Below are 19,791 nucleotides of genomic sequence, written 5' to 3'. Positions count from 1 at the left end.
CACCCCCGCTACGCGGGTAGATCCATGCGCTCGACCTTCATTGAGACGTTCACCCCCACAACGCCCCAGGAGGCAAGCCTTGTTCACCGGACCGCGCACCAAGAGGGTGCTCATGCTGACCGGAGTCCTCGGCGCCAGCGTGGCGCTGACCGCCACCATGACCGCGGGCACCGCGTCCGCCAAGCCGGTCGCGCCCGGCAACACCATCCCCCTCGGCCAGGGGTACGCCGGTGTCGGCTACCTGGAGGACGGCAGGTCCTTCGCGCCGGACACCCGTCAACTCGCCCTGAACGCACCGGACCTGGTGAGCCCGAACTTCGCCAGCAACCCGCCGCCCGGCATCGACGTGTCGCACTACCAGGGATCGATCAACTGGTCCTCGGTCAAGAGCGCCGGCATCCAGTTCGCCTGGATCAAGGCCACCGAGGGCACCACGTACAAGGACCCGAACTTCAACGCGTACTACCTCAACGCGTACAACGCCAAGGTCATCCGCGGGGCTTACCACTTCGCGCGCCCCGACCTGTCCTCCGGCGCGGCGCAGGCCACCTACTTCGCCTCCAACGGCGGTGCCTGGTCGAAGGACAACCTGACCCTGCCGGGCATGCTCGACCTCGAGGGCGGCTGCTACAGCAAGTCGACCTCGGCGATGCAGTCGTGGATCCTCGACTTCTACAACACCTACAAGGCCAAGACGGGCCGCGACGTCGTCATCTACACCAGCCCGAGCTGGTGGAACTCCTGCACCGGCGGCTGGAGCGGCATGTCCGCGAAGAGCCCGCTGTGGGTGGCGAACTGGACCTCCGCCGCCGACCCGACGATCCCGAACGGCTTCCCGTTCGCGACCATCTGGCAGTACACCGACTCCGGTTCGGTCGGCGGCATCTCCGGCGCCGTCGACCGCGACCGCTTCAACGGCACCTCGGCCCGCCTGCTGGCGCTGGCCAACAACACCGCGTGACGGCGGGCTGACGCCGCCGCCGCGGCCGCCGGGCAGCCTCGTGCCGCCCGGCGGCCGCTCACGTGGCGGCGGCGCCCCGGACCGCGCTGAGCAGCACCATGCCCGTGTCCCCGTAGTCCGGCAGCGAGGGGTCGCGCCCGAGCCGGCTGACCCGCAACCGCGCGGTGTGCGGGGCGAACACCGCGCGCACCGCCGCCTCGTCCACCGGACATCCCGGCCACACGGGGGAGTCCCCGATCCGGTAGCTCGGCATGTTCTCCATGAACGCGGCCACCAGCCGGCCGCCGGGACGCACCGCGCGGACGAACGTCCGGCACAGGGCGTCGAACTCCGCCGCGTCCTCGGTGACGCTCTCCGCCACGAAGTTCATCGAGGCCAGGTCGTACGTCCCCTCGGGCACGGCCCGCACGTCACCGTGCAGCACCCGGACGCCGGCCAGAGCCTGCGGCAGCGTCTCGGGCAGTGCCGGGTCCAGTGCGCGGCACAGGGCGTAGAAGGGCAGCCAGCTGGCGTCCGGTCCGCCCCTGAGCTGCCGCGTCAGATAGGCGACCGCGGCCCGGCTCACCTCCACCGCGTCGACCGAGAGGGCCGCGGCCCCCGCCAGCATCAGCGGGTAGAGGTTGGGCCCCGCCCCGAACTCCAGGCACCGTCCGGCGCCGCCGGGCGCGAACTCCCGGTAGACGGCCGAGTGGTGGCGGATGACGGCGGCGTCGACCGGGTGCAGTTCACGGTAGTTCTCCGCGAGGTACTGCTGGACCGGCCAGTGATCCCACACGGCGTCGTCGTTGCGTACCGGTTCGGGCGCGGCGCACATGGCGGGGGCGCCGTCAGGTCCGCGGCCGCAGGGCGAAGGCGCCGGCCAGAGCCCCAAGGGAGGCGTTGAGACGGCCGATGTCGTCGTCCGTGTTGGCCGCGGTGATCTGCAGCCGCACGCCGACCCGGTCGCGCGGCACCAGCGGGTAGGGCGCCAGCGTCACGTAGATGCCCTGCTCCCACAGGAACGCGGCGACGGCCTCCAGGTCGCCGGCGTCGGCCAGCGGGATCTCGATGATCGGCAGCCCGTCGGTGCTCGGCGTGCCGACGCCCAGCCGCGCCAGCTCGTCCAGGACCCGGACCGTCTTGGCGTACAGACCGGCCCGGATGGCGTCGCCGCGGCGGTCGTTGACCTCCAGCCCGGCCAGGGCCGTGGCCAGCGAGGCCGTCGGGGAGGGGCCGGAGTACAGGTAGGGGGCGGCCGCCACCTTCAGGTGGTTCTTCATCCGTGTCGGCAGCGCGAGGAAGGCCAGCAGCGAGGAGTACGCCTTGGAGAACCCGGCGACCAGCACCACGTTGTCGTAACTCTCCCCGAAGTGCCGCACGATGCCGTTGCCGCGGCTGCCGTAGGGGCTCGTCTCGTCGGCCTGGCGCTCGCCCAGCACCCCGAAGCCGTGCGCGTCGTCGACGTACAGCAGCGCGCCGCGCTCCCGGCACACGGCCGCGAGCCGCGGCAGGTCGGGCAGGTTGCCGGTCATGCTGTCCGCGCCGTCCAGGCACACCATCCGCATCTCCCCGGCGGGCACCGCGTCCAGCAGCGCGCCCAGCTCGTCCGGCCGGCCGGCGTGGAAGCGGCGCACCGTGGCGCCGTGGCCGCGGGCGATCCGGCAGCCGTCGAAGACCGTCCGGTGGGCGTGCGCCTCGACGAAGACGTGTCCGCCGTCGGCGAGCACCGGGATCACCGACGCGTGGATCAGGCTGATCGTCGGCAGCAGCAGCGTGTCCGGCGCGCCCAGCAGGGACGTCAGCCGCTCCTCGATCTCCGGGTAGAGCCGGGGGCTGCCGATGAGCCGGGACCAGCTCGGATGGGTGCCCCAGCGGCGCACCTGCGGCCCGATGGCGGCCATCACCTCGGTGTCGAGGTCCAGGCCCAGGTAGTTGCACGACGCGAAGTCGATCAGCCAGCGGCCGCCGCTGCGTATGTGGCGCCCGCGCACCTCGTCGATGACCGCGTCCGACATGGGACTCGACTCCCGCAGCCGGTCCAGGTCCCGCCACCGCGCTTCGGGCGGCGAGCCGTCTCCGGTGTCCTGTACCGCACGCATCCGGACCTCCTCCGTGCCGGGTCCGCTCCCGCCATGCCGCCGACGCGGGCGGACGGGCCGGATGGGGTCGCCGTCCTGGCGGCGCGCCGCCGCGGTGCCGTCGGCGGGGGGCGCACCCTGGTCGCGGATGGCCCGTACGAGTTGGTCGCCCTCGTCGGCGGGCATGGGGTGGGCGAACAAGTAGCCCTGCCCGAACCGGCACCCCATGTCCACGAGGCGGTCACGCTGCACCTCGTGCTCGATGCCTTCGGCGATGACCTGGAGACCGAGGGTGTCGGCGATGCGAACAATACCCTCGACCAGGGCGACTTGCCGCCCATCCGACACAATGTCCTGGATGAAGGACTTGTCCACCTTGATGATGTCGACGGGGAACTCCCGCAGGTAGTTCAGCGGTGAGAATCCGGTGCCGAAGTCGTCGATGGCCATCGTCACCCCGAGGTCCCTCAACGTGTCCATCGTGCTGAGGATCTCCTGGTCGTGGTGCATCAGCACGGTCTCGGTGAGCTCCAGCACCAGGGAGCCCAGGGCCAGTCCGGAGGAGTCGAGGACGCGCCGCACCTCGTCGACGAAACTTGGATCGCGGAACTGGGACGCCGAGACGTTGACGTTGACCCTCAGCGGGTCGGGCCGGGCCAGCAGCCGCTGCCAGCGCGCGGTGTGGGCGGCCGCGTGCTGCAGCACCCAGCTGCCCAGCGGCCTGATGTGCCCGGTCTCCTCGGCCAGGGTGATGAACTGGTCGGGCGCCAGCAGCCCGCGCCGGTCGTGCCGCCAGCGCACCAGCGCCTCGAAGCCCGCCACCTCGCCGCTGTCGATCCGCACGATCGGCTGGTAGTGCAGCCGCAGGCCGTCCGTCCCCACCACGCCCGCCAGTTCGTCCCGCAGCTCGTCGCGAGGTGCGGGCGCCCCGACGATGCCGGTGCCCTCGGTGCCCAGGCCGGGCCGGTACTGCCGCCACTGCCGCTTGCCGGCGGTCTTCGCGGCGTACAGCGCCACGTCGGAGTGGCCCAGCAGGTCCTCCGCCGAACGGCTGTCGCGGGTGCTGGCGATGCCGACGCTCGCCGAGACCTCCAGCGTGCCCGCCGAGAGGCGGTAGGGCCGGGAGAGGCTGTGCACCAGCTGGGCCGCCAGCACCTCGGCCTCCCGCGGGTCGCGCGCGCCCTCCATCAGGACCGCGAACTCGTCGCCGCCCAGCCGGGCCGCGGTGTCGCTGGCGCGCAGCGTGGCGGTCAGCCGGCGGGCCACCGAGATCAGCAGCTCGTCGCCGACCGCGTGCCCGCGGGTGTCGTTGACCAGCTTGAAGTCGTCAAGGTCGACGAAGAGGACGCAGGTGACGGTGGAGTCCCGGGCGCCGCGCAGCAGGGCGCGTTCGGTCCGCTCCAACAGCAGGACCCGGTTGGGCAGTCCGGTCAGCGAGTCGTGGAACGCCCTGCGGGTCAGCTCCCGTTCGAGCTGCCGCTGCTCGGTGACGTCGCGCAGCGTCAGCACCAGGCCCTCGACGGTGCGGTCGTGCCGCAGGTTGCTGCAGCGGACCTCCACGTCGATGCGGTCGCCGCCCGGCCGGATCATCCGCCAGTCGTCGCGGCTGTCCGAGGATCCCTCGGCGCGCATCCCGGCCAGTGCGCGCAGCGCCCTGACCCGGTCCTGCGGTGCGAGGAACCCCGCCAGCGGCGCGCCCTCCAGCTCCTGCCGGCCGAACACGGCCTCGGCCGAGGGGCTGGCGTAGCGGACGGTGTCGTCGTCGTCCAGGATCAGGATGACGTCCGAGGCGTTGTGCACGAGTGTGCGGAAGTACGCCTCGCTGTTGCGGCGGGCCACCTCCTGGCCGAGTGCCACCCGGTGCAGGGCCAACGCGGCCTGGGAGGCGAGGACCTCGCACGCCCCCCAGCGCTCGGCCAGCTCCTCGCGGGTGCCCGTCACCGCCAGGGTGCCCGCCGGGACGGCCCCGTCGGCCGTCGCGCCGTGGGGCCCGCTCGTGTCGTGCGCCGGGCCGTCCTGCACCGCCAGCGGGCACAGCAACACGGAAGGCACGTCGCCTAGTTCGGCCGCTGCCGAGGGACTCACCTCCTCCGGCGCGAGCATCTGGGACCTCCGGTCGGCCATCGCCTGCGACCATCCCGCTGCCGCGGAGTCCCGGCGGCCGATCCCCCAGTGCCAGTGCCGGGAGCGGGTGCCGACCGCGCGAAGCTCCGCACCGGCCGAACCGGACGTCAGCAGCACCGCGTCGTGTCGCTCCGCCGGATCGAACAAGGCCCGCCCGGCGTCCTCCACCGTCTGCGCGATGTCCTTCACGCTCGCCGCCGACACCAGCGACGCGGCCGCCGCCTGCAGTCCTCGCTCCGTGGCCAGCGCCTTGCGGTGCGTCGCCACCAGTCCGGACAGCCGGCCCATCACCAGCAGGAACAGCACCGCCGAGAACACCGCGATCTCCAGGGCGTCCACGACCTGGCCGCGCAACGCCTCGTAGAGCAGCACCCCGGGCGCCAGCAGGGAGGCCAGCACGAGGACGGCGAGCAGCGGGCGGCGCATGCCGGGCGGCCTGGCCGGCGCACGCTCGGTCAGCTCGACCATCGACGGGTGCAGCGCCGACAGCCCCCAGGCGGTGAAGAAGACCACCCAGCCGAGGTCCATCGGTGTGCCCACGCGCCAGGTGCCGGCGAGCTGGAGCAGGCCGTACAGCACGTCGGACACCAGGAGGCCCAGTGTGCCGAGGGTGAGCAGGCGGACGGCCGGCGATCTCAACGTGCCGGGGGTGAGCAGCCGCGCGAGCATCGCCAGGATGAGGATGTCGCCCAGCGGATAGGCGATCGAGATGGCCTTCTGCACCCATGTCATGCCGTCGGCCGTGGTGTTGGGGTCGATCAGCCACGTCCAGAACAGCAGCGCCAGACCCGTGGTGAGGATCAGGGAGTCCAGCAGGGCGCCGCGGTCGCGGCCCGAGGACCGGTACCGGACGAAGCCCAGCATGCCGGCCGCGAAGAGCGGATACGTCATCAGGTAGAAGGCGTCGGCCGGTGAGGGGAACGGGTTCTGTTCGCCGAAGAAGCGGTTGAGAACGTTGTACGTCGTGTCACCGGCGGTGAAGGTGAAATTGGCCGCCGCGAGCATGTACCAGGGCCACGCGTGCGCCGGGCGGTGGCTGCGGATACCCACGACGATGGCCGCCGACGAGCCGAATCCGATGACCGCCCAGGTGCCGATGTGCAACCGCGGAACCGTCAGGTAGACGACGGTGACCGCCGCCACCACGATGACATAGGCTGCCGCCACCCGGTGTACGCGTTCCGTCGAGGACCGCATTCCCCCAGGTTATGCCCGGCTCAGCGCGTGTGCAGGTCGGCCGCCCCGATCAGCGTGGGCGCGCTCAGGGCGGTGCCGAACCAGTCGGTGGGCCCCGGGTCGATGCCGAAATCCTTGCGCAGGTCGACACCCTTCCCCGCCACGGCGTCGCAGGTCGGCACGATCCGCGGCGCCTGCGCGGCGGAGCTGATCGACGGCGCCCTCCCGCCCGCCAGGCACGGGTCCGCGGTCAGCCCGGTCGGCTTCCCGCCCACCAGTTCCTGGTGCTGGGCGTCGCGCCACTGCCCGAGCGAGCGGTAGGTGCTCTGCCCCCAGCGGACCTGCCAGCTGCCGGACGCCGCGAAGTAGTCGTTGCCCTGCAGCACCACCTGCTGCGGCGTGTAGGCGGTGGCGGCGGAGACCACCGGGGAGCCGTCGGTGATCAGGATGTTGTTGCGCAGCGAGACGCCGACCGGGTTCTTGCGCAGCCGCACCGCCGGCCCCTGCTTGGCGCCGGTACCGGTCATCACCACGGTGTTGTTGAAGATCCGCAGGTTGCGGACGTCCGCGCCGTGGACGTCGATGCCGCCGTTCTGCGCCAGCTTGCGCCCGTCGTTGCTGCTGATGTTGAACCGGATGGTGTCGTCCCGGAACGCGCCGTTCGTGAAGTTGGTGAACGCGTGATAGCCGGGCCCGTCGTTGCCGTAGGCCAGGTTGTACTGCACGGTCGTCGAGGAGACGTTCTGGTCCAGGCCGAAGCCGCTGCCGTCCACGATGGCGGGCGTGTGGTTGTGGTACGAGCGGTTGTGCTCGATGGTCAGCCCCGTCGAGTCGTAGGCCCAGATGCCCACCGGCCCCTCCAGCGCCTTCGCGGCCGAGTTCGACCCGTTGTCGTGCGCCTCGCTCTGCTCGATCCGGCCGCCCTGCACCCCGCCCATGACGATGCCGCTGCCGGTGTTGTGGTGCGTCGACGTGGGGTCGCCGAGGTTCCGGTACGCCTGGACCCCGGAGATCACCACGTCCTGGTGCGAGTACACCGGGTTCTTCGTGTCCAGCCGGGGACCGTATGTCAGCAGGCCGTCGTCGGTGTTGTCGTGCACGACGGACGAGGCGACACGCACGTCGTGGAAGCCCACCGCGTGGTCGGCGCAGCCGACGGCCAGCCCGATCGCGAACCGGGACACGTCCACGCCCGAGACCACCACATGGTCCAGCCGCTGGGTGCCCTGCCGGTCGCTGAAGAGGAGGATGCCGCTGGGGCCCTTGAGGGTGCGGTCGTTCCCGGTGACCACCAGGTCGCGGACCTCCACCCCGCCGGTGTCGACGACCGTGACCCCGGGCCCGTTCGCCGGGGCGATCGTCGCCCGTCCGGAGCCGTACGAGCCGATGACCACCGGCTGCTTCGGCTGGCCGGCGTCGTTCCTGCCGACCGTGAGGCTGCCCGGGAAGCGGCTGCCCCCTTGGAGCAGCAGGCGGTCGCCCGCCACGAGCTGCTGGCGGTCGGCGCGGGACAGGGTGCGCCACGCGTGGTCCGCCGACCTGCCGTCGTTGCCGTCGTCGCCGGACGCGCTGACGTAGTACGTGTGGCCGGGCCGGTAGTGCGGCAGTGAACTGCAGCCGCCGGCGGCCGCCAGGGCCAGCGCCGTGAGCGCCCCCAGCGCCACCGCCGGGCGGCCGGCCCGCACCCGGCGGCGGCCAGGACGTGCGGCCGCCCCGGGCCCGCCGGGACCCGGACCCACCATGGCCGGCCCCTTCCGTTTGCCTTCCGTCTGCTTTCTTCCGCTTTTCTCGGATGTCCTCGGATTTTCTCGGATTTCCTGAGAATTCTGCCGATTCTGTCCGATCCCGTGGCGGCGTGTCCGGCGCCGTCGGGCGCCGTCGTGCTCCGTCCGGGTGCGTCGAGGTGCGGACGGCCCCGGTTTCCCGCGCCGGACCGGCTCGCACGGCCGGGTCCGGGGTCTACCGCCGAACGGGTTCCCGCAGGTCCACGGAGTCGCGGCCACCCCGGCCGGTCGCCGTCGCGCGTTCCTCCGCCGGGAGGGTGCGGAACCACTCCACCGTGTGTCCCAGCCCCTCGCGCAGCGTCACCTCGGGACTCCACCCGAGCCGCGCGCGGGCCCGCTCGACGACCGGGCAGCGGCGCGTCGGGTCGTCGACGGGCAGCGGGAGCCGCCTGATGCCCGAGGCCGTGCCGGTCACCTCGATCACCAGGTGGGCGAGCTCGTCCACGGTCCGCTCGTCGGGGTTGCCGAGGTTGACCGGGCCGGGCTCGTCGGCGTCGAGCATCGCCAGCAGGCCGCGCACCAGGTCGTCGACGTAGCAGAAGCTGCGGGTCTGGCTGCCGTCCCCGAAGACCGTCAGCGTCTCGTCCCGAAGCGCCTGCCGGATGAAGCTTGACACCACCCGGCCGTCGTGGGGCCGCATCCGCGGACCGTAGGTGTTGAAGATGCGGACGATCCCGGTGTCGGTGCCCTCGCTGCGCCGGAAGGCCATGGTGAGCGCCTCGGCGTAGCGCTTGGCCTCGTCGTACACGCTGCGCGGCCCGATCGGGTTGACGTGGCCCCAGTCGTCCTCCGGCTGCGGGTGCACCAGCGGGTCGCCGTACACCTCGCTGGTGGACGCGAGCACGAAGCGCGCGCCGTGCCGGTCCGCCAGCCGCAGCGCGTTCTCGGTGCCGCGGCTGCCGGCGGCCAGGGTGTGCAGCGGCCGGCTGTGGTAGTCCGGCGGCGACGCCGGGCTGGCCAGGTGTGCCACCGCGTCCACCGGACCCGGCACCGGCAGGCACTCGCTGATGTCGCCGCGCACGAAGTGGAAGCGCGGGTCGTCCAGCAGGTGCGCGAGGTTGCCGGGCCCGCTGGTCGACAGGTCGTCCGCGCACCAGACGACGTCGCCGCGGCTGATCAGGGCGTCGCACAGGTGCGATCCCAGGAATCCGGCTCCGCCGGTGACGAGCACTCGCATGGTCACTCCTCCGGTTGCGGGCGGCCCGGCGCGTGCAGGGACCACCCGGCCCGGCGCCACATCGCGGCGTCGAGCGCGTGACGGGCGTCGACGACGGTCGGCCGCCGCACCTGTGCGGCGAGCAGGGCCGGGTCGATCGCCTGGTACTCCGGCCAGGGCGTCAGATGCAGCACCAGGTCGGCCTCCTCGCACGCCTTGGGCACGTCGAGGGTGTACTGCAGCTCGGGCGCCAGGCCGCGCGCGTTGTCCAGCGCCTCCGGGTCGTGCACCCGGACCCTGGCGCCCTCGTGGCGGATGGCGCGGGAGACGGCCAGGGCCGGCGAGTCCCGCACGTCGTCGCTGTCCGGCTTGAACGCCGCACCCAGCACCGCCACGTTGGTCCCGTCGAAGGCGCCGCCGACGAGCCCGCGGGCCAGCTCCACGGTGCGGGTCCGCTGGCGGGTGTTGATGTCGTCGACCTCCTGCAGGAAGGCCACCGCCGAGCCCACGCCCAGCTCCTCGGCGCGCGCCATGAAGCCCCGGATGTCCTTGGGGAAGCAGCTCCCGCCGAAGCCCAGGCCCGGCTGGAGGAATCGCGGGCCGATCCGCGGGTCGGCGCCGACCGCCTCGGCCAGCGTCAGCACGTCCGCCCCGGCCGCGTCGCACACCTCCGCCATCGCGTTGATGAACGAGATCTTGGTGGCCAGGAAGGAGTTCGAGGCGACCTTCACCAGTTCCGCGGTGTTCGGGTCGGTGCGGAAGAACGGCACGCCGTCCCGCAGCATCGGCGCGTACACCTCGCGCAGGACCGCCTCGTCGTGCCCGGAGGCCACGCCGACGACGATCCGCTCGGGCGAGGCGGAGTCACGGACCGCGAAGCCCTCGCGCAGGAACTCGGGGTTCCAGGCGATCCCGGCGCCCGGGGCGGTCCGGCGCAGCCGCTCGGCGAGCCGGGCGGCGGTGCCGACCGGCACCGTGGACTTGCCGACGATCAGGTCCCCCGGCGCGAGGTGAGGTGCCAGCGCGTCGACGACCGCCTCCACGCTCCGGAGGTCGGCGGACTTCGAGCCGGGCAGCTGCGGGGTTCCCACGCACACGAAGTGCACCGGAGCGAACCGCGCCGCCCGCGCCATGTCCGTGGTGAAGCGCAGCCGCCCCGAGGCCACCGTCCGCTGCAGCAGCTCCCGCAGGCCCGGCTCGTACACCGGCGGGATGCCGGCGGCGAGCGCGCTGATGCGTTCCTCGTCGATGTCGGCGCCGAGGACCTCGTGCCCCAGGTCGGCCAGCGTGGCCGCGTGCACGACCCCGACGTAACCGGTGCCGATGACCGTCATCCTCATGGCAACCTCCCATTGGGTCGCTGTTCCTCCGGCGGCGCCGCGCGCCGCCGCTGCCCTGCGGTGCGGGGCCGGGTCATCGCCCGACCGCGTAGCCCGCGGGATTGAGCCGGGTGAAGCGCCAGGCGTCGCGGCACATCGCCGCCACGTCCCGGGTGGCCCGCCACCCCCACGCGCGGGCGACTGCGGTGGGGTCGGCGACGAGGGCCGTCACGTCGCCGGGACGGCGCGGCACGATCCGGTACGGGATGGGCCGGCCGGAGGCCCGGCGGAACGCGGCGACCAGTTCCAGGACCGACGTGCCCGACCCCAGACCGAGGTTGAACACCCGCAACCCGGTGCGGTCGGCGAGGTGCTCCAGCGCCAGCCGGTGCGCCTCGGCGACGTCCATGACGTGGATGTAGTCGCGGATGCCCGTGCCGTCGCTGGTGGCGTAGTCGCCGCCGAACACCTCGAGCTGTTCCAGGCGGCCGGCGGCGACCTGGGCCATGTACGGCATCACGTTGCCGGGCGCGCCCCGCGGGGCCTCGCCGAGCAGGCCGCTGGGGTGCGCGCCGGCCGGGTTGAAGTAGCGCAGGGACAGCACCGACCAGTCCTCGCTGCGGCGGCAGACGTCGGCGAGGATCTGCTCGCAGGTCCACTTCGACGCCGCATAGGGGTTGGTGGGCCGCGCCGGGTCCGCCTCGGTCAGCGGCATCCGCTCCGCCTCGCCGTAGATCGAGCAGGACGAGGAGAACACCAGCCTGCGGACGCCGTGTTCCTCCATGGCGGAGAGCAGGGCCAGCGTGCCGCCCACGTTGACGTCGTAGTACGTGACGGGGTTGCGCACCGACTCGCCGATCTCCTTCTTGGCCGCGAAGTGCACCACCACGTCCACCGGGTGGCGCTCGAACACGGCGGACAGCGCGCGCCGGTCGCGCAGGTCGATGCGGTAGACCGCGCCGAGGAAGCGGCCGGCCACCTTCTGCGTACGGGTGAACACCTCGGGGGAGCTGTTGGAGTAGTCGTCGGCGACGATCACCTCGAAGCCGTGCTCCAGCAGTTCGACGCAGGTGTGGCTGCCGATGAAGCCGGCACCTCCGGTCACCAGCGCGGTCGAAAGGGTGCGGCGCATGCGACGGACCTCCTCGGGCGGTCGGTGCCGTGCCGGGTCACCAGGTGGTGACGGCGGACACGTACGGGGGGTAGATCAGGATGGCCAGGGCCAGCGGGAGCAGCGGGACGGCCGACATGAACAGCGGGCGGCTGGCGGTCGCGAAGGCGCTCCGCAGCGGCGTCCCCGCGGCCCGCGAGGCCTCGCGGACGTGCAGCACGGCCACCGCCACGCTGACCACGGAGTACGCCAGGCCGCCCAGGATGCACAGGAACACGTAGCCCGCGGACGGCCCGAGGAGCTCACCGGCGATGGCCGCGCCGGACAGGCCCGTGGCGATGAAGACGAAGGGCAGGATCAGCCGCCTCGACAGCAGTTCGAGGCCGCTGCGGTCCTTGGGGGTCACCTTGAAGTAGATGGGCCGGCGGAAGGTCTCCTGGATCACCGCGCCCAGCACTCCCCAGGCGACGAACGGCCACCGGGCCATCGCGAACAGCCACAGCTCCCAGCTCCACACCGGGGCCGAGCGCGGCCGCAGCAGTCCCCTGCGGCGCAGCAGCAGCAGGAGCAGGATCAGCCAGATCGTCATGCCCCAGAAGTGGGCCAGGAACGCGAGGTAGTTGACGCTCACCCACACCTGGCCGGTGACGGCGGCGGCGGCCGGCAGGGCGATCGCGGCGAGCGCGCCGGCCGCGAGCAGCGGGTAGTACATCAGCACGATCGTGAACCGCAGCCGCAGCCGGAACTGCAACCGGTGCATGTGGCGCGGGATCATGCCGAACATCATGGCCACCAGGCTGCGGGACCACTGGTACTCCTGCGTGACCATGTCGTCGAAGGTCATCGGGCCCAGCCCGTGCGCCTCGGCGTCGATGGCGAACGCCCCCTGCCAGCCTGCGGAGTTGAACAGGAACGTGGTGGTGAAGTCCTCGGCGAGGTCGGGGCCCAGGCCGCCGATGTCGCGCAGCGCCCGGGTGCGCACGCCGTAGTGCGAGCCGATGCACACGGGCGCGAGCCGGTTGGCGTGCCCGAGCTGGAAGGGGCCGTGGAACGGCGCCTCCCGGTGCATCCGGCCGCGGGCCGACCACGACGAGCGGGCGTTGGCGTCGCAGATGCTCGGCGCGGCGACGTAGCCGATGGCCGGGTCGGAGAAGGGACGGACGACCTCCACCAGGTAGCGGGAGTGGGGCTGGTGGTCGCAGTCCAGCTGCACCACCACGTCGTAGTCCCGGTAGCCCCAGTGATCGTAGAAGTAGGCGAGGTTGCCTTCCTTGCACTTGGTGCGCCGGGGCCAGGTCGTGCGGTTGTAGGCCTCGACGCCCTGGCGGCTGGAGATGCGCACGCCGTTGCGGGCGCACCAGGTGCGGATCTCCTCGCGCGGATCCTCGTCGCACAGCCACACGTGGTAGGCGTAGGGGAAGTCCTGCGCGAGCATCGCCTCCAGCGTGCTGCGGGCCATGTCCCACGGCTCGGACGGCGCGCGTGTCACCGCGATCGCCAGCCGCAGCCGGGGGATCGGCAGCGAGGACGAGACGCGGGGCAGCCGCGCGACCGCGATCAGGAAGTAACTCGCCTGGCAGGTCAGGTAGAACAGCAGCGCGCTGGTCAGGATGAGCCCCATCCAACCCACCCGGTGCGCCGGGTTGAGCCACCACACCCAGAAGTAGGCGAAGAAGCCGATCCAGCCCACTCCCAGCGTGGTGATCACCCACTTGTCGCGCTGCGTCAGCGTCGGCACGAACGTGCCGGGCGCGGCCTTGAGATCGCGTGGCGGACGGCCGAAGAGCGGACCGTGCCGGGTGATCTTCGTGACGTTGCCGTCCGAGATCCGGGTGATCCACTCCTGGAGGCTCATGTCCTCCGGCTCGCCGACCAGCGTGCCGTCATCGCCGTCGTACGGCGGTTCGGCGGGTGGGCTCCGGTGCGCCATGGCGCCTGCTCCTGGTGCTCTCGCGACGCGCCAGGACGTGTACGTGGTCGGTGTGCGCCCTATCCTGACGCGTGAAATTTACGATGTATACGTACATTTTCTTCCGGTTTATCCGTAGAGTCAAAAGAACGGCGGAACACGCCGGGCGACCCACTGACGGAGGGCGCGATGACCCGACGCAAGCAGGACGGCAAGGCGGCGGGAGGGGCCAGAGAGGACGCGGCGGACGAGCGCACGCCGGCCCGGGCCCAGGGCCGCGGCACCGGACGCCGGGCCGCCGACCGCGGCCGCTACGGGCGGCTGAGCCGCGAGCGCGTCCTGTCCACCGCCCTCGAACTGGTCGACCGCGAGGGGCTGTCCGCGCTGAGCATGCGGCGCCTGGGAGCCGAGCTGGGCGTCGAGGCGATGGCCCTCTACCGGTACGCGGCCGGGAAGGACGGCCTGCTGGACGGCCTGGTGGAGGCGCTCTACCTGGAGCTGCACGAGCGGCTCGACGCGGGCTTCCGGCCGCCCGCGGGGCCGGGCGCCGCCCGAAAGCGGGGCGGGCCGGGCGCTGACCCGGCGCCGCCCTGGCGGCTCGAGCTGCACCGCATCGCGCAGGCCACGTACCAGGTCGCCCTGGAGCACCGGGAGGTGGTGCCGCTGCTGGCCACCCGGATGCTCGCGGTGCCGCTGGCCCGCCGCTCGCAAGCCGTGCTGCGCGCCCAGGAGGACATGCTGGGACTGCTCGCGGTGGCCGGGCTGGACGAGGAGGAGGCGGCCGCCGCCTACCGGGCGGTCAGCGCCTGGACGCTCGGCTACGTCTTCGCCGACCTGCAGGCCATGGTCGACAACCCTGAGGAGCCCGAGGCGGCGTTCCGCCTGGGCCTGCACCGGATGCCCGTCCACGACTTCCCGGAGCTGCGCGCCGTCACGCCGGTGCTCGCCGAGAACGGAGGCCCGCAGGGCCTGGCCGAGGGCCTCGACGCCGTCCTCGACCGCTGGGCGCCCGGCTGACCCCGCCAGGCCTGCGCAGGACCGGAACGCGCCCTCCGGCCGGGGGCCTCGCGGACCCGGCCGGAGAGGGCGTCGTTCCGGCGGCCCTAGCGGATCTCCAGTTTCCAGATCTGCGGGGAGAGCTTGTTGCACGACCACTGCTGGACGTTGGCGCCGGGCGCGCTCGAACCGCCCGACACGTCCAGGCACAGGCCGCTGTTGGTGTTGCGGAACGTCCAGTAGCCGTCACCCTGGTTCAGCGCCTGCCAGCGCTCGGCCGCCGATCCGTTGCAGGTCTCCTGGTCCACGTTGGCGCCGGGCGCGGTGCCCGCGCCCGCCACCGCCACGCACAGCCCGGAGTTCTGCCCGGTCAGGGTGAAGTCACCGGACGCCGTTCTGGCGAAGCGGAAGTTCTGCGGGCCGAGCCCGTTGCACGTCCACTGCTGGATGTTGCCGCCCACCACCCGGGAGTCGGCGGAGACGTCGAGGCAGTTGCCGCTGATCACGTTGATCAGCCGGTACGTGCTGCCGGAGGCAAGGCCCGCACCAGTGGAGTCCTGGGTGCCCTGGGAGGAGCCGGTGGCGTAGAACGGCTGGCACACCGAGCCGACGTAGTCGGTCGCGATCTCCAGCAGCCGCGTCCCGTCGGTGCTCGGCAGCAGCGGGGAGCTGTAGTTGGGGCAGTAGCTGCCGTCGGGGGAGGGCACGGCGACCGGCGCGTCGATGGGGAACCAGTAGCCGCCGCCGTTCTCCGTGTTGACGAGCACGGTGCGCCCGCTCGTCGTCGCCAGCGCGCCGTTCGCCTCGCGGAACTGCTGCCCTACGAGCACCAGCCGGCCGGCCGCGGTGCCGTTGGCCAGCCACGCGACGGTGGGCGCGTGGGTGAAGTACTGGCCGGTCTCCGTGGTGATCACCGGGCCGATGTCGGTCGGCGGACCCCAGTCGGCGCCGTCGGCGGACGTCCGGTAGCGGGCGGCGCAGTCGTACTGGTCTCCGGTGCCGCAGACCTCGTAGGTCATGTAGAAGCTGCCGTCGGCCCGTGGGACGACCGTGGCCATGCCGGGACGCAGTCCCTGGGTGGTCGGGGCGACCGTCGGGTACACCGGGCCCCAGGTGCGCCCGTCGGAGGAGAACCGCTCCTCCAGGGACTGGCTGTGGGCCGCCGGGTTCGTCTCGTCCGAGTAGTGGCAGACCAGATCCCCCTCGCTGTCCACGGACAGCTCCGGCTCCCACAGGCCGCCGGTGTTCGGCGCGGTCTGGCACGGCGGCAGCTGCGACCAGGTGACGCCGTGGTCCGGGCTCTGCCAGACGTCGATGGACATCCGCCGGTTCGCCGGGCTCTGCCCGACCGACGCGGCCCACAGCAGGGTGCCGGCCGGCATCGCGCCGATCTGCCGGGGCAGCTCGAACAGGGTCGAGCAGCACAGCCCGTTGGCCGTCGCGGGATCGTGGATGCCGCCGATCTGCTGGAACGTCGCGACGTCGTCGGTGCTCCGGTAGATGACGCCGACGCCGCCAGCCGCGTCGAAGTCCACGACACTCGCGATGAGTTGGCCGTTGGCCGTGCCGGAGTGGGCCAGCCGGACGACACGCGGGTACAGGCCGGTGCCGTTGCGGAGCGCGGTGCCGGTCGCGTCCGGGTGGACCGCGCCGGCCGCCGCCTGGGGTGGGGGAGTGCGGCCGCTGGCCGGTCCCGCCGCGGCGAGTGCGCCGAACGACACCAGGACCAGGGCGGCCAGCGCCGCGAGCAGCCGGCGCAGGGATGTGGGGGTACGCATGCTGGGGCCTTCCGCTGTGAGGGGATGGCGAAGCGTGGTGCGCGGTGGGCGGGGCGCTCTTGCAACGTTGCAAATCGCGCTGCGTCAGGCATGACAGCACACCGCGCCCGGCCTGTCCATATCCCCGGGCGATGCCCGAGCGCACCTCCGGCGCTCCTCCGGCGCCCGCCGCGGAGCGCGCGGAGCGACGCGCGCGCCCGCCCGGGGCCGTCGCCCCGGCGCCCCCCGGAGGGCCGGCGCGGGCCTCCGGGCGATCGGGTGACTTGCCCGCGAGGCTCCGGGGAGGGGCCCGCGGCGGGCGCCATGCTCGGTGGCTGTCCAGCTCAGCGAGCCGACGGCCCAGGGCCCTGAGGAGCCAGGTGAAGATCCTTCTAGTGGCGACGGCGTTCAACAGCCTGACCCAGCGCGTGTTCACGGCCCTGCGGGACCGAGGCCACTCCGTCGGCGTCGAGTTGGCCGTCGGCGACGGGCAACTGCGGGAGCGGGTACGCCGTGACCCGCCGGACCTGATCGTCGCGCCCATGCTGACGACCGCCGTCCCGCAGGACGTCTGGTCGTCCGTCACCTGCCTGGTCGTGCACCCCGGGCCGCTCGGCGACCGCGGCCCCTCGTCGCTGGACTGGGCCGTCGGCGAGGGCGCCCGGCGCTGGGGCGTGACGGTGCTCCAGGCCGAGGCGGAGATGGACGCCGGGCCGGTGTGGGCGTCGGTGCCCTGCCCGCTGGCCGCCCGCGGCAAGAGCGACCTGTACCGCAACGAGATCGCCGACGCCGCCCTGGAGGCGGTGCTGCTGGCCGTGGCCCGCTTCGCCTCAGGTACCCACCGGCCGCGCTCCCAGGCCGAACCCGAGGTGCGGGCCGTGGTGCACACCCGGCCGCCGATGCGACAGCACGACCGGCGCATCCGCTGGGACGCCGACCGGACGGAGGAGGTGCTGCGCACCCTGCGCGCCGCGGACTCCCAACCCGGCGTGCTGGACGAACTGTTCGGCGAGCAGTGGTTCCTGCACGGCGGCCACCGCGCGGACGGGTTCGGCGGTAACCCCGGCGACGTGGTGGCCGCCCGCGCCGGCGCGATCTGCCGGGCGACCGCCGACGGCGCCGTGTGGATCCCGCAACTGCGCCCGCGCCGCACCCCCGGCGGCCCGCGGACGTTCACGCTGCCCGCCGTGACGGCGCTCGGCGACCGGCTGGCCGGCGTGCCCGAGATGCCCGCGCCCCTGCACCAGGTGCACGGCCGCCGCGAGTGGAACGACATCCGGTACCGGGAGGTCGGCGCGACGGGATTCCTGTCGTTCTCGTTCCCCGGCGGCGCGATGAGCACCGGCCACTGCCGCCGGCTGCTGTCCGCCTACCGCCAGGCGTGCGAGCGGCCCACCACGGTCCTGGTGCTCGGCGGCGAACGGGACTTCTTCTCCAACGGCATCCACCTCAACGTGATCGAGGCCGCGCCGGACCCCGCCGAGGAGTCCTGGGCGAACATCAACGCCATCGACGACCTCGTGGAGGCGGTGCTCACCACCACCGACCGGGTCGTGGTCGCGGCGCTCGGCGGCAACGCCGCGGCCGGCGGCGTGATGCTCGCACTGGCCGCCGACGAGGTGTGGTGCCGGTCCGGCGCGGTGCTCAACCCGCACTACCGGCTCATGGGCCTGTACGGCTCGGAGTTCTGGACGTACTCGCTGCCACGCCGGGTCGGGGACTCGGTCGCCACCGCCCTCACCGAGCAGTCACTGCCCGTGAGCGCCGAGCGGGCCGAGCGCCTCGGCCTGGTGGACCGCGTACTGCCGTCGCCCGCCGAGGGCTTCGCGCTCCAGGCCGTGGACCTGGCCACCCGCTGGGCGGCGACCGCCGGCGTGCAGGCGCGGATCGCCGCGAAGAAGGGCGAGCTGGACCGCCGTGAGCAGGACAAGCCCCTGAACGCCTATCGGGCGGCGGAGTTGGAGCGGATGCACGCGATCTTCTTCGACCCCGGGCACCCCTACCACGCGCTGCGCCGGGCCTTCGTCCGCAAGGAGCGGCCGACCGTCACGCCCGAGCACCTGCGGGCACTGTCCGCGGTGCGCTGCTGAGCGGGCGGCGGGGCCGGCGCGGGCGCCGCGGGGCGGGCCGCAGGCCCCGCCGTCCACGGAACGACGACCGTTGCGGACACGGAGCGTGACGAAGCTGCCCGGTTGGCCCTGCGTCGCTCACCCCGATGGACGCCTTCCACCACGTCGGACGGCGCGGCGCACGGTACCCAGGGAGAAGACGCCGTTTTCTGGCGTATGCCGACCACTCACCCAGGAGGCATCGATGGCGGATGCGAACTCGGCCACGAAGTCCCGCGCCGCCGGCGGCCCGGGTGCCGCGGCCGACGACCAGGACCCGATCCACATCCTCTGGATCAACGCCGGTCTCAGTTGCGACGGCGACTCGGTCTCGCTGACCGCGGCGACCCAGCCGAGCATCGAGGAGATCGCCCTGCAGGGCCTGCCGGGCCTGCCCAAGATCGCCGTGCACTGGCCACTGATCGACTTCGAGTGCGGTCCGGTGCAGGGCGCCGACGCGTTCATCGAGTGGTTCTTCAAGGCCGAGCGCGGCGAGATCGACCCGTTCGTGCTGGTCGTGGAGGGCTCGATCCCCAACGAGTCGATCAAGGCCGAGGGCTACTGGTGCGGCTTCGGCGACAACCCGGAGACCGGCCAGCCGATCACCACCAGCGAGTGGATCGACCGCCTCGCCCCCAAGGCGCTGGCCGTCGTCGCGATCGGCACCTGCGCCACCTACGGCGGCATCCACGCCATGGAGGGCAACCCGACCGGCGCCATGGGCGTGCCGGACTACCTCGGCTGGGACTGGAAGTCCCAGGCGGGCATCCCCATCGTCTGCGTGCCCGGCTGCCCGATCCAGCCGGACAACTTCGCGGAGACCCTGACCTATCTGCTGTACCAGGCCGCGGGCTCCGCGCCGATGATCCCGCTCGACGACAAGCTGCGGCCGACCTGGCTGTTCGGCGCCACCGTCCACGAGGGCTGCGACCGGGCCGGCTACTACGAGCAGGGCGACTTCGCCACCACCTACGACTCGCCCAAGTGCCTGGTGAAGCTGGGCTGCTGGGGTCCGGTGGTGAAGTGCAACGTGCCCAAGCGCGGCTGGATGGACGGCATCGGCGGCTGCCCCAACGTCGGCGGCATCTGCATCGCCTGCACCATGCCCGGCTTCCCCGACATGTTCATGCCGTTCATGGACGAGCCCCCCGGCGCGAAGGTCTCCGCCACCGCGAGCGGCCTGTACGGAACGGTCATCCGCAGGCTGCGCGGCATCACCGCCAAGACGGTCGACAAGGAGCCCAGGTGGCGCCACACCGGCCGTGAACTGACCACCGGGTACAGCAAGCCCTGGTGACACCCCGACCCCCCGCAGAACCCCCGAACACACGAC

General features: G+C 72.7%; 12 protein-coding genes. 4 read left to right on the top strand and 8 right to left on the bottom strand.

Annotation, left to right across the window (positions count from 1 at the left end; translation table 11 throughout):
- Window positions 1-112 precede the first annotated feature (112 nt).
- Window positions 113-961: a GH25 family lysozyme gene (locus tag BMW99_RS32550; RefSeq protein WP_069463922.1), complete on the top strand. Its 849-nt coding sequence runs from the start codon at window positions 113-115 to the stop codon at window positions 959-961.
- A gap of 58 nt (window positions 962-1,019) precedes the next feature.
- Here the strand turns inward: BMW99_RS32550 and BMW99_RS32545 are convergent, their stop codons facing one another.
- From BMW99_RS32545 to BMW99_RS32515, 7 genes are all read right to left on the bottom strand, one after another.
- Complete coding sequence (locus tag BMW99_RS32545; protein WP_069463910.1) at window positions 1,020-1,775, bottom strand: class I SAM-dependent methyltransferase; 756 nt, start codon at window positions 1,773-1,775, stop codon at window positions 1,020-1,022.
- A gap of 13 nt (window positions 1,776-1,788) precedes the next feature.
- Window positions 1,789-6,339: an aminotransferase class I/II-fold pyridoxal phosphate-dependent enzyme gene (locus BMW99_RS32540; RefSeq protein WP_069463911.1), complete on the bottom strand. Its 4,551-nt coding sequence runs from the start codon at window positions 6,337-6,339 to the stop codon at window positions 1,789-1,791.
- Between the two features lie 20 nt (window positions 6,340-6,359).
- Window positions 6,360-8,060 carry a right-handed parallel beta-helix repeat-containing protein gene (locus BMW99_RS32535; protein WP_079138464.1) on the bottom strand — a complete coding sequence of 567 codons (1,701 nt, stop codon included), beginning with the start codon at window positions 8,058-8,060 and terminating at the stop codon, window positions 6,360-6,362.
- A 217-nt stretch (window positions 8,061-8,277) separates the two neighbouring features.
- Entirely contained in the window at window positions 8,278-9,279 is a 1,002-nt protein-coding gene (locus BMW99_RS32530) for a UDP-glucuronic acid decarboxylase family protein (RefSeq protein ID WP_075018081.1), read from the bottom strand.
- A 2-nt stretch (window positions 9,280-9,281) separates the two neighbouring features.
- Entirely contained in the window at window positions 9,282-10,598 is a 1,317-nt protein-coding gene (locus BMW99_RS32525; RefSeq protein WP_069463912.1) for a UDP-glucose dehydrogenase family protein, read from the bottom strand.
- Between the two features lie 73 nt (window positions 10,599-10,671).
- On the bottom strand, window positions 10,672-11,709 hold the full coding sequence (gene galE / locus BMW99_RS32520) for a UDP-glucose 4-epimerase GalE (RefSeq protein ID WP_069463913.1): 1,038 nt from the start codon (window positions 11,707-11,709) through the stop codon (window positions 10,672-10,674).
- A gap of 37 nt (window positions 11,710-11,746) precedes the next feature.
- Entirely contained in the window at window positions 11,747-13,618 is a 1,872-nt protein-coding gene (locus BMW99_RS32515) for a glycosyltransferase family 2 protein (protein ID WP_079138465.1), read from the bottom strand.
- Between the two features lie 168 nt (window positions 13,619-13,786).
- On the opposite strand from BMW99_RS32515, the gene BMW99_RS32510 reads away from it, so the two are divergent.
- Entirely contained in the window at window positions 13,787-14,614 is an 828-nt protein-coding gene (locus tag BMW99_RS32510; protein WP_075018080.1) for a TetR/AcrR family transcriptional regulator, read from the top strand.
- Window positions 14,615-14,700: 86 nt separating this feature from the next.
- Here the strand turns inward: BMW99_RS32510 and BMW99_RS32505 are convergent, their stop codons facing one another.
- On the bottom strand, window positions 14,701-16,371 hold the full coding sequence (locus BMW99_RS32505) for an RICIN domain-containing protein (protein ID WP_107451580.1): 1,671 nt from the start codon (window positions 16,369-16,371) through the stop codon (window positions 14,701-14,703).
- Window positions 16,372-16,730: 359 nt separating this feature from the next.
- Between BMW99_RS32505 and BMW99_RS32500 the strand changes: the two genes are divergently transcribed.
- Complete coding sequence (locus BMW99_RS32500; RefSeq protein ID WP_069463915.1) at window positions 16,731-18,440, top strand: hydrogenase maturation protein; 1,710 nt, start codon at window positions 16,731-16,733, stop codon at window positions 18,438-18,440.
- Between the two features lie 223 nt (window positions 18,441-18,663).
- Window positions 18,664-19,755: an NADH-quinone oxidoreductase subunit B family protein gene (locus BMW99_RS32495; protein WP_069463916.1), complete on the top strand. Its 1,092-nt coding sequence runs from the start codon at window positions 18,664-18,666 to the stop codon at window positions 19,753-19,755.
- The last annotated feature ends 36 nt before the right edge of the window (window positions 19,756-19,791 follow it).

Origin of the sequence: Actinacidiphila rubida, from assembly GCF_900110255.1 — a bacterium.
Taxonomy (GTDB): Bacteria; Actinomycetota; Actinomycetes; order Streptomycetales; family Streptomycetaceae; genus Actinacidiphila; species Actinacidiphila rubida.
Note: the sequence above shows the minus strand (reverse complement) of the source record. Positions and strands in the feature narration are given on the sequence as shown.

Excerpts from the sequence above, each read along its gene's own strand:
- BMW99_RS32545 (WP_069463910.1), bottom strand. The coding sequence starts at position 1,775 with ATGTGCGCCGCGCCCGAACCGGTACGCAACGACGACGCCGTGTGGGAT.
- galE (WP_069463913.1), bottom strand. The coding sequence starts at position 11,709 with ATGCGCCGCACCCTTTCGACCGCGCTGGTGACCGGAGGTGCCGGCTTC.
- BMW99_RS32530 (WP_075018081.1), bottom strand. The coding sequence starts at position 9,279 with ATGCGAGTGCTCGTCACCGGCGGAGCCGGATTCCTGGGATCGCACCTG.
- BMW99_RS32540 (WP_069463911.1), bottom strand. The coding sequence starts at position 6,339 with ATGCGGTCCTCGACGGAACGCGTACACCGGGTGGCGGCAGCCTATGTC.
- BMW99_RS32505 (WP_107451580.1), bottom strand. The coding sequence starts at position 16,371 with ATGCGTACCCCCACATCCCTGCGCCGGCTGCTCGCGGCGCTGGCCGCC.
- BMW99_RS32515 (WP_079138465.1), bottom strand. The coding sequence starts at position 13,618 with ATGGCGCACCGGAGCCCACCCGCCGAACCGCCGTACGACGGCGATGAC.
- BMW99_RS32495 (WP_069463916.1), top strand. The coding sequence starts at position 18,664 with ATGGCGGATGCGAACTCGGCCACGAAGTCCCGCGCCGCCGGCGGCCCG.
- BMW99_RS32550 (WP_069463922.1), top strand. The coding sequence starts at position 113 with ATGCTGACCGGAGTCCTCGGCGCCAGCGTGGCGCTGACCGCCACCATG.
- BMW99_RS32535 (WP_079138464.1), bottom strand. The coding sequence starts at position 8,060 with ATGGTGGGTCCGGGTCCCGGCGGGCCCGGGGCGGCCGCACGTCCTGGC.
- BMW99_RS32525 (WP_069463912.1), bottom strand. The coding sequence starts at position 10,598 with ATGAGGATGACGGTCATCGGCACCGGTTACGTCGGGGTCGTGCACGCG.
- BMW99_RS32510 (WP_075018080.1), top strand. The coding sequence starts at position 13,787 with ATGACCCGACGCAAGCAGGACGGCAAGGCGGCGGGAGGGGCCAGAGAG.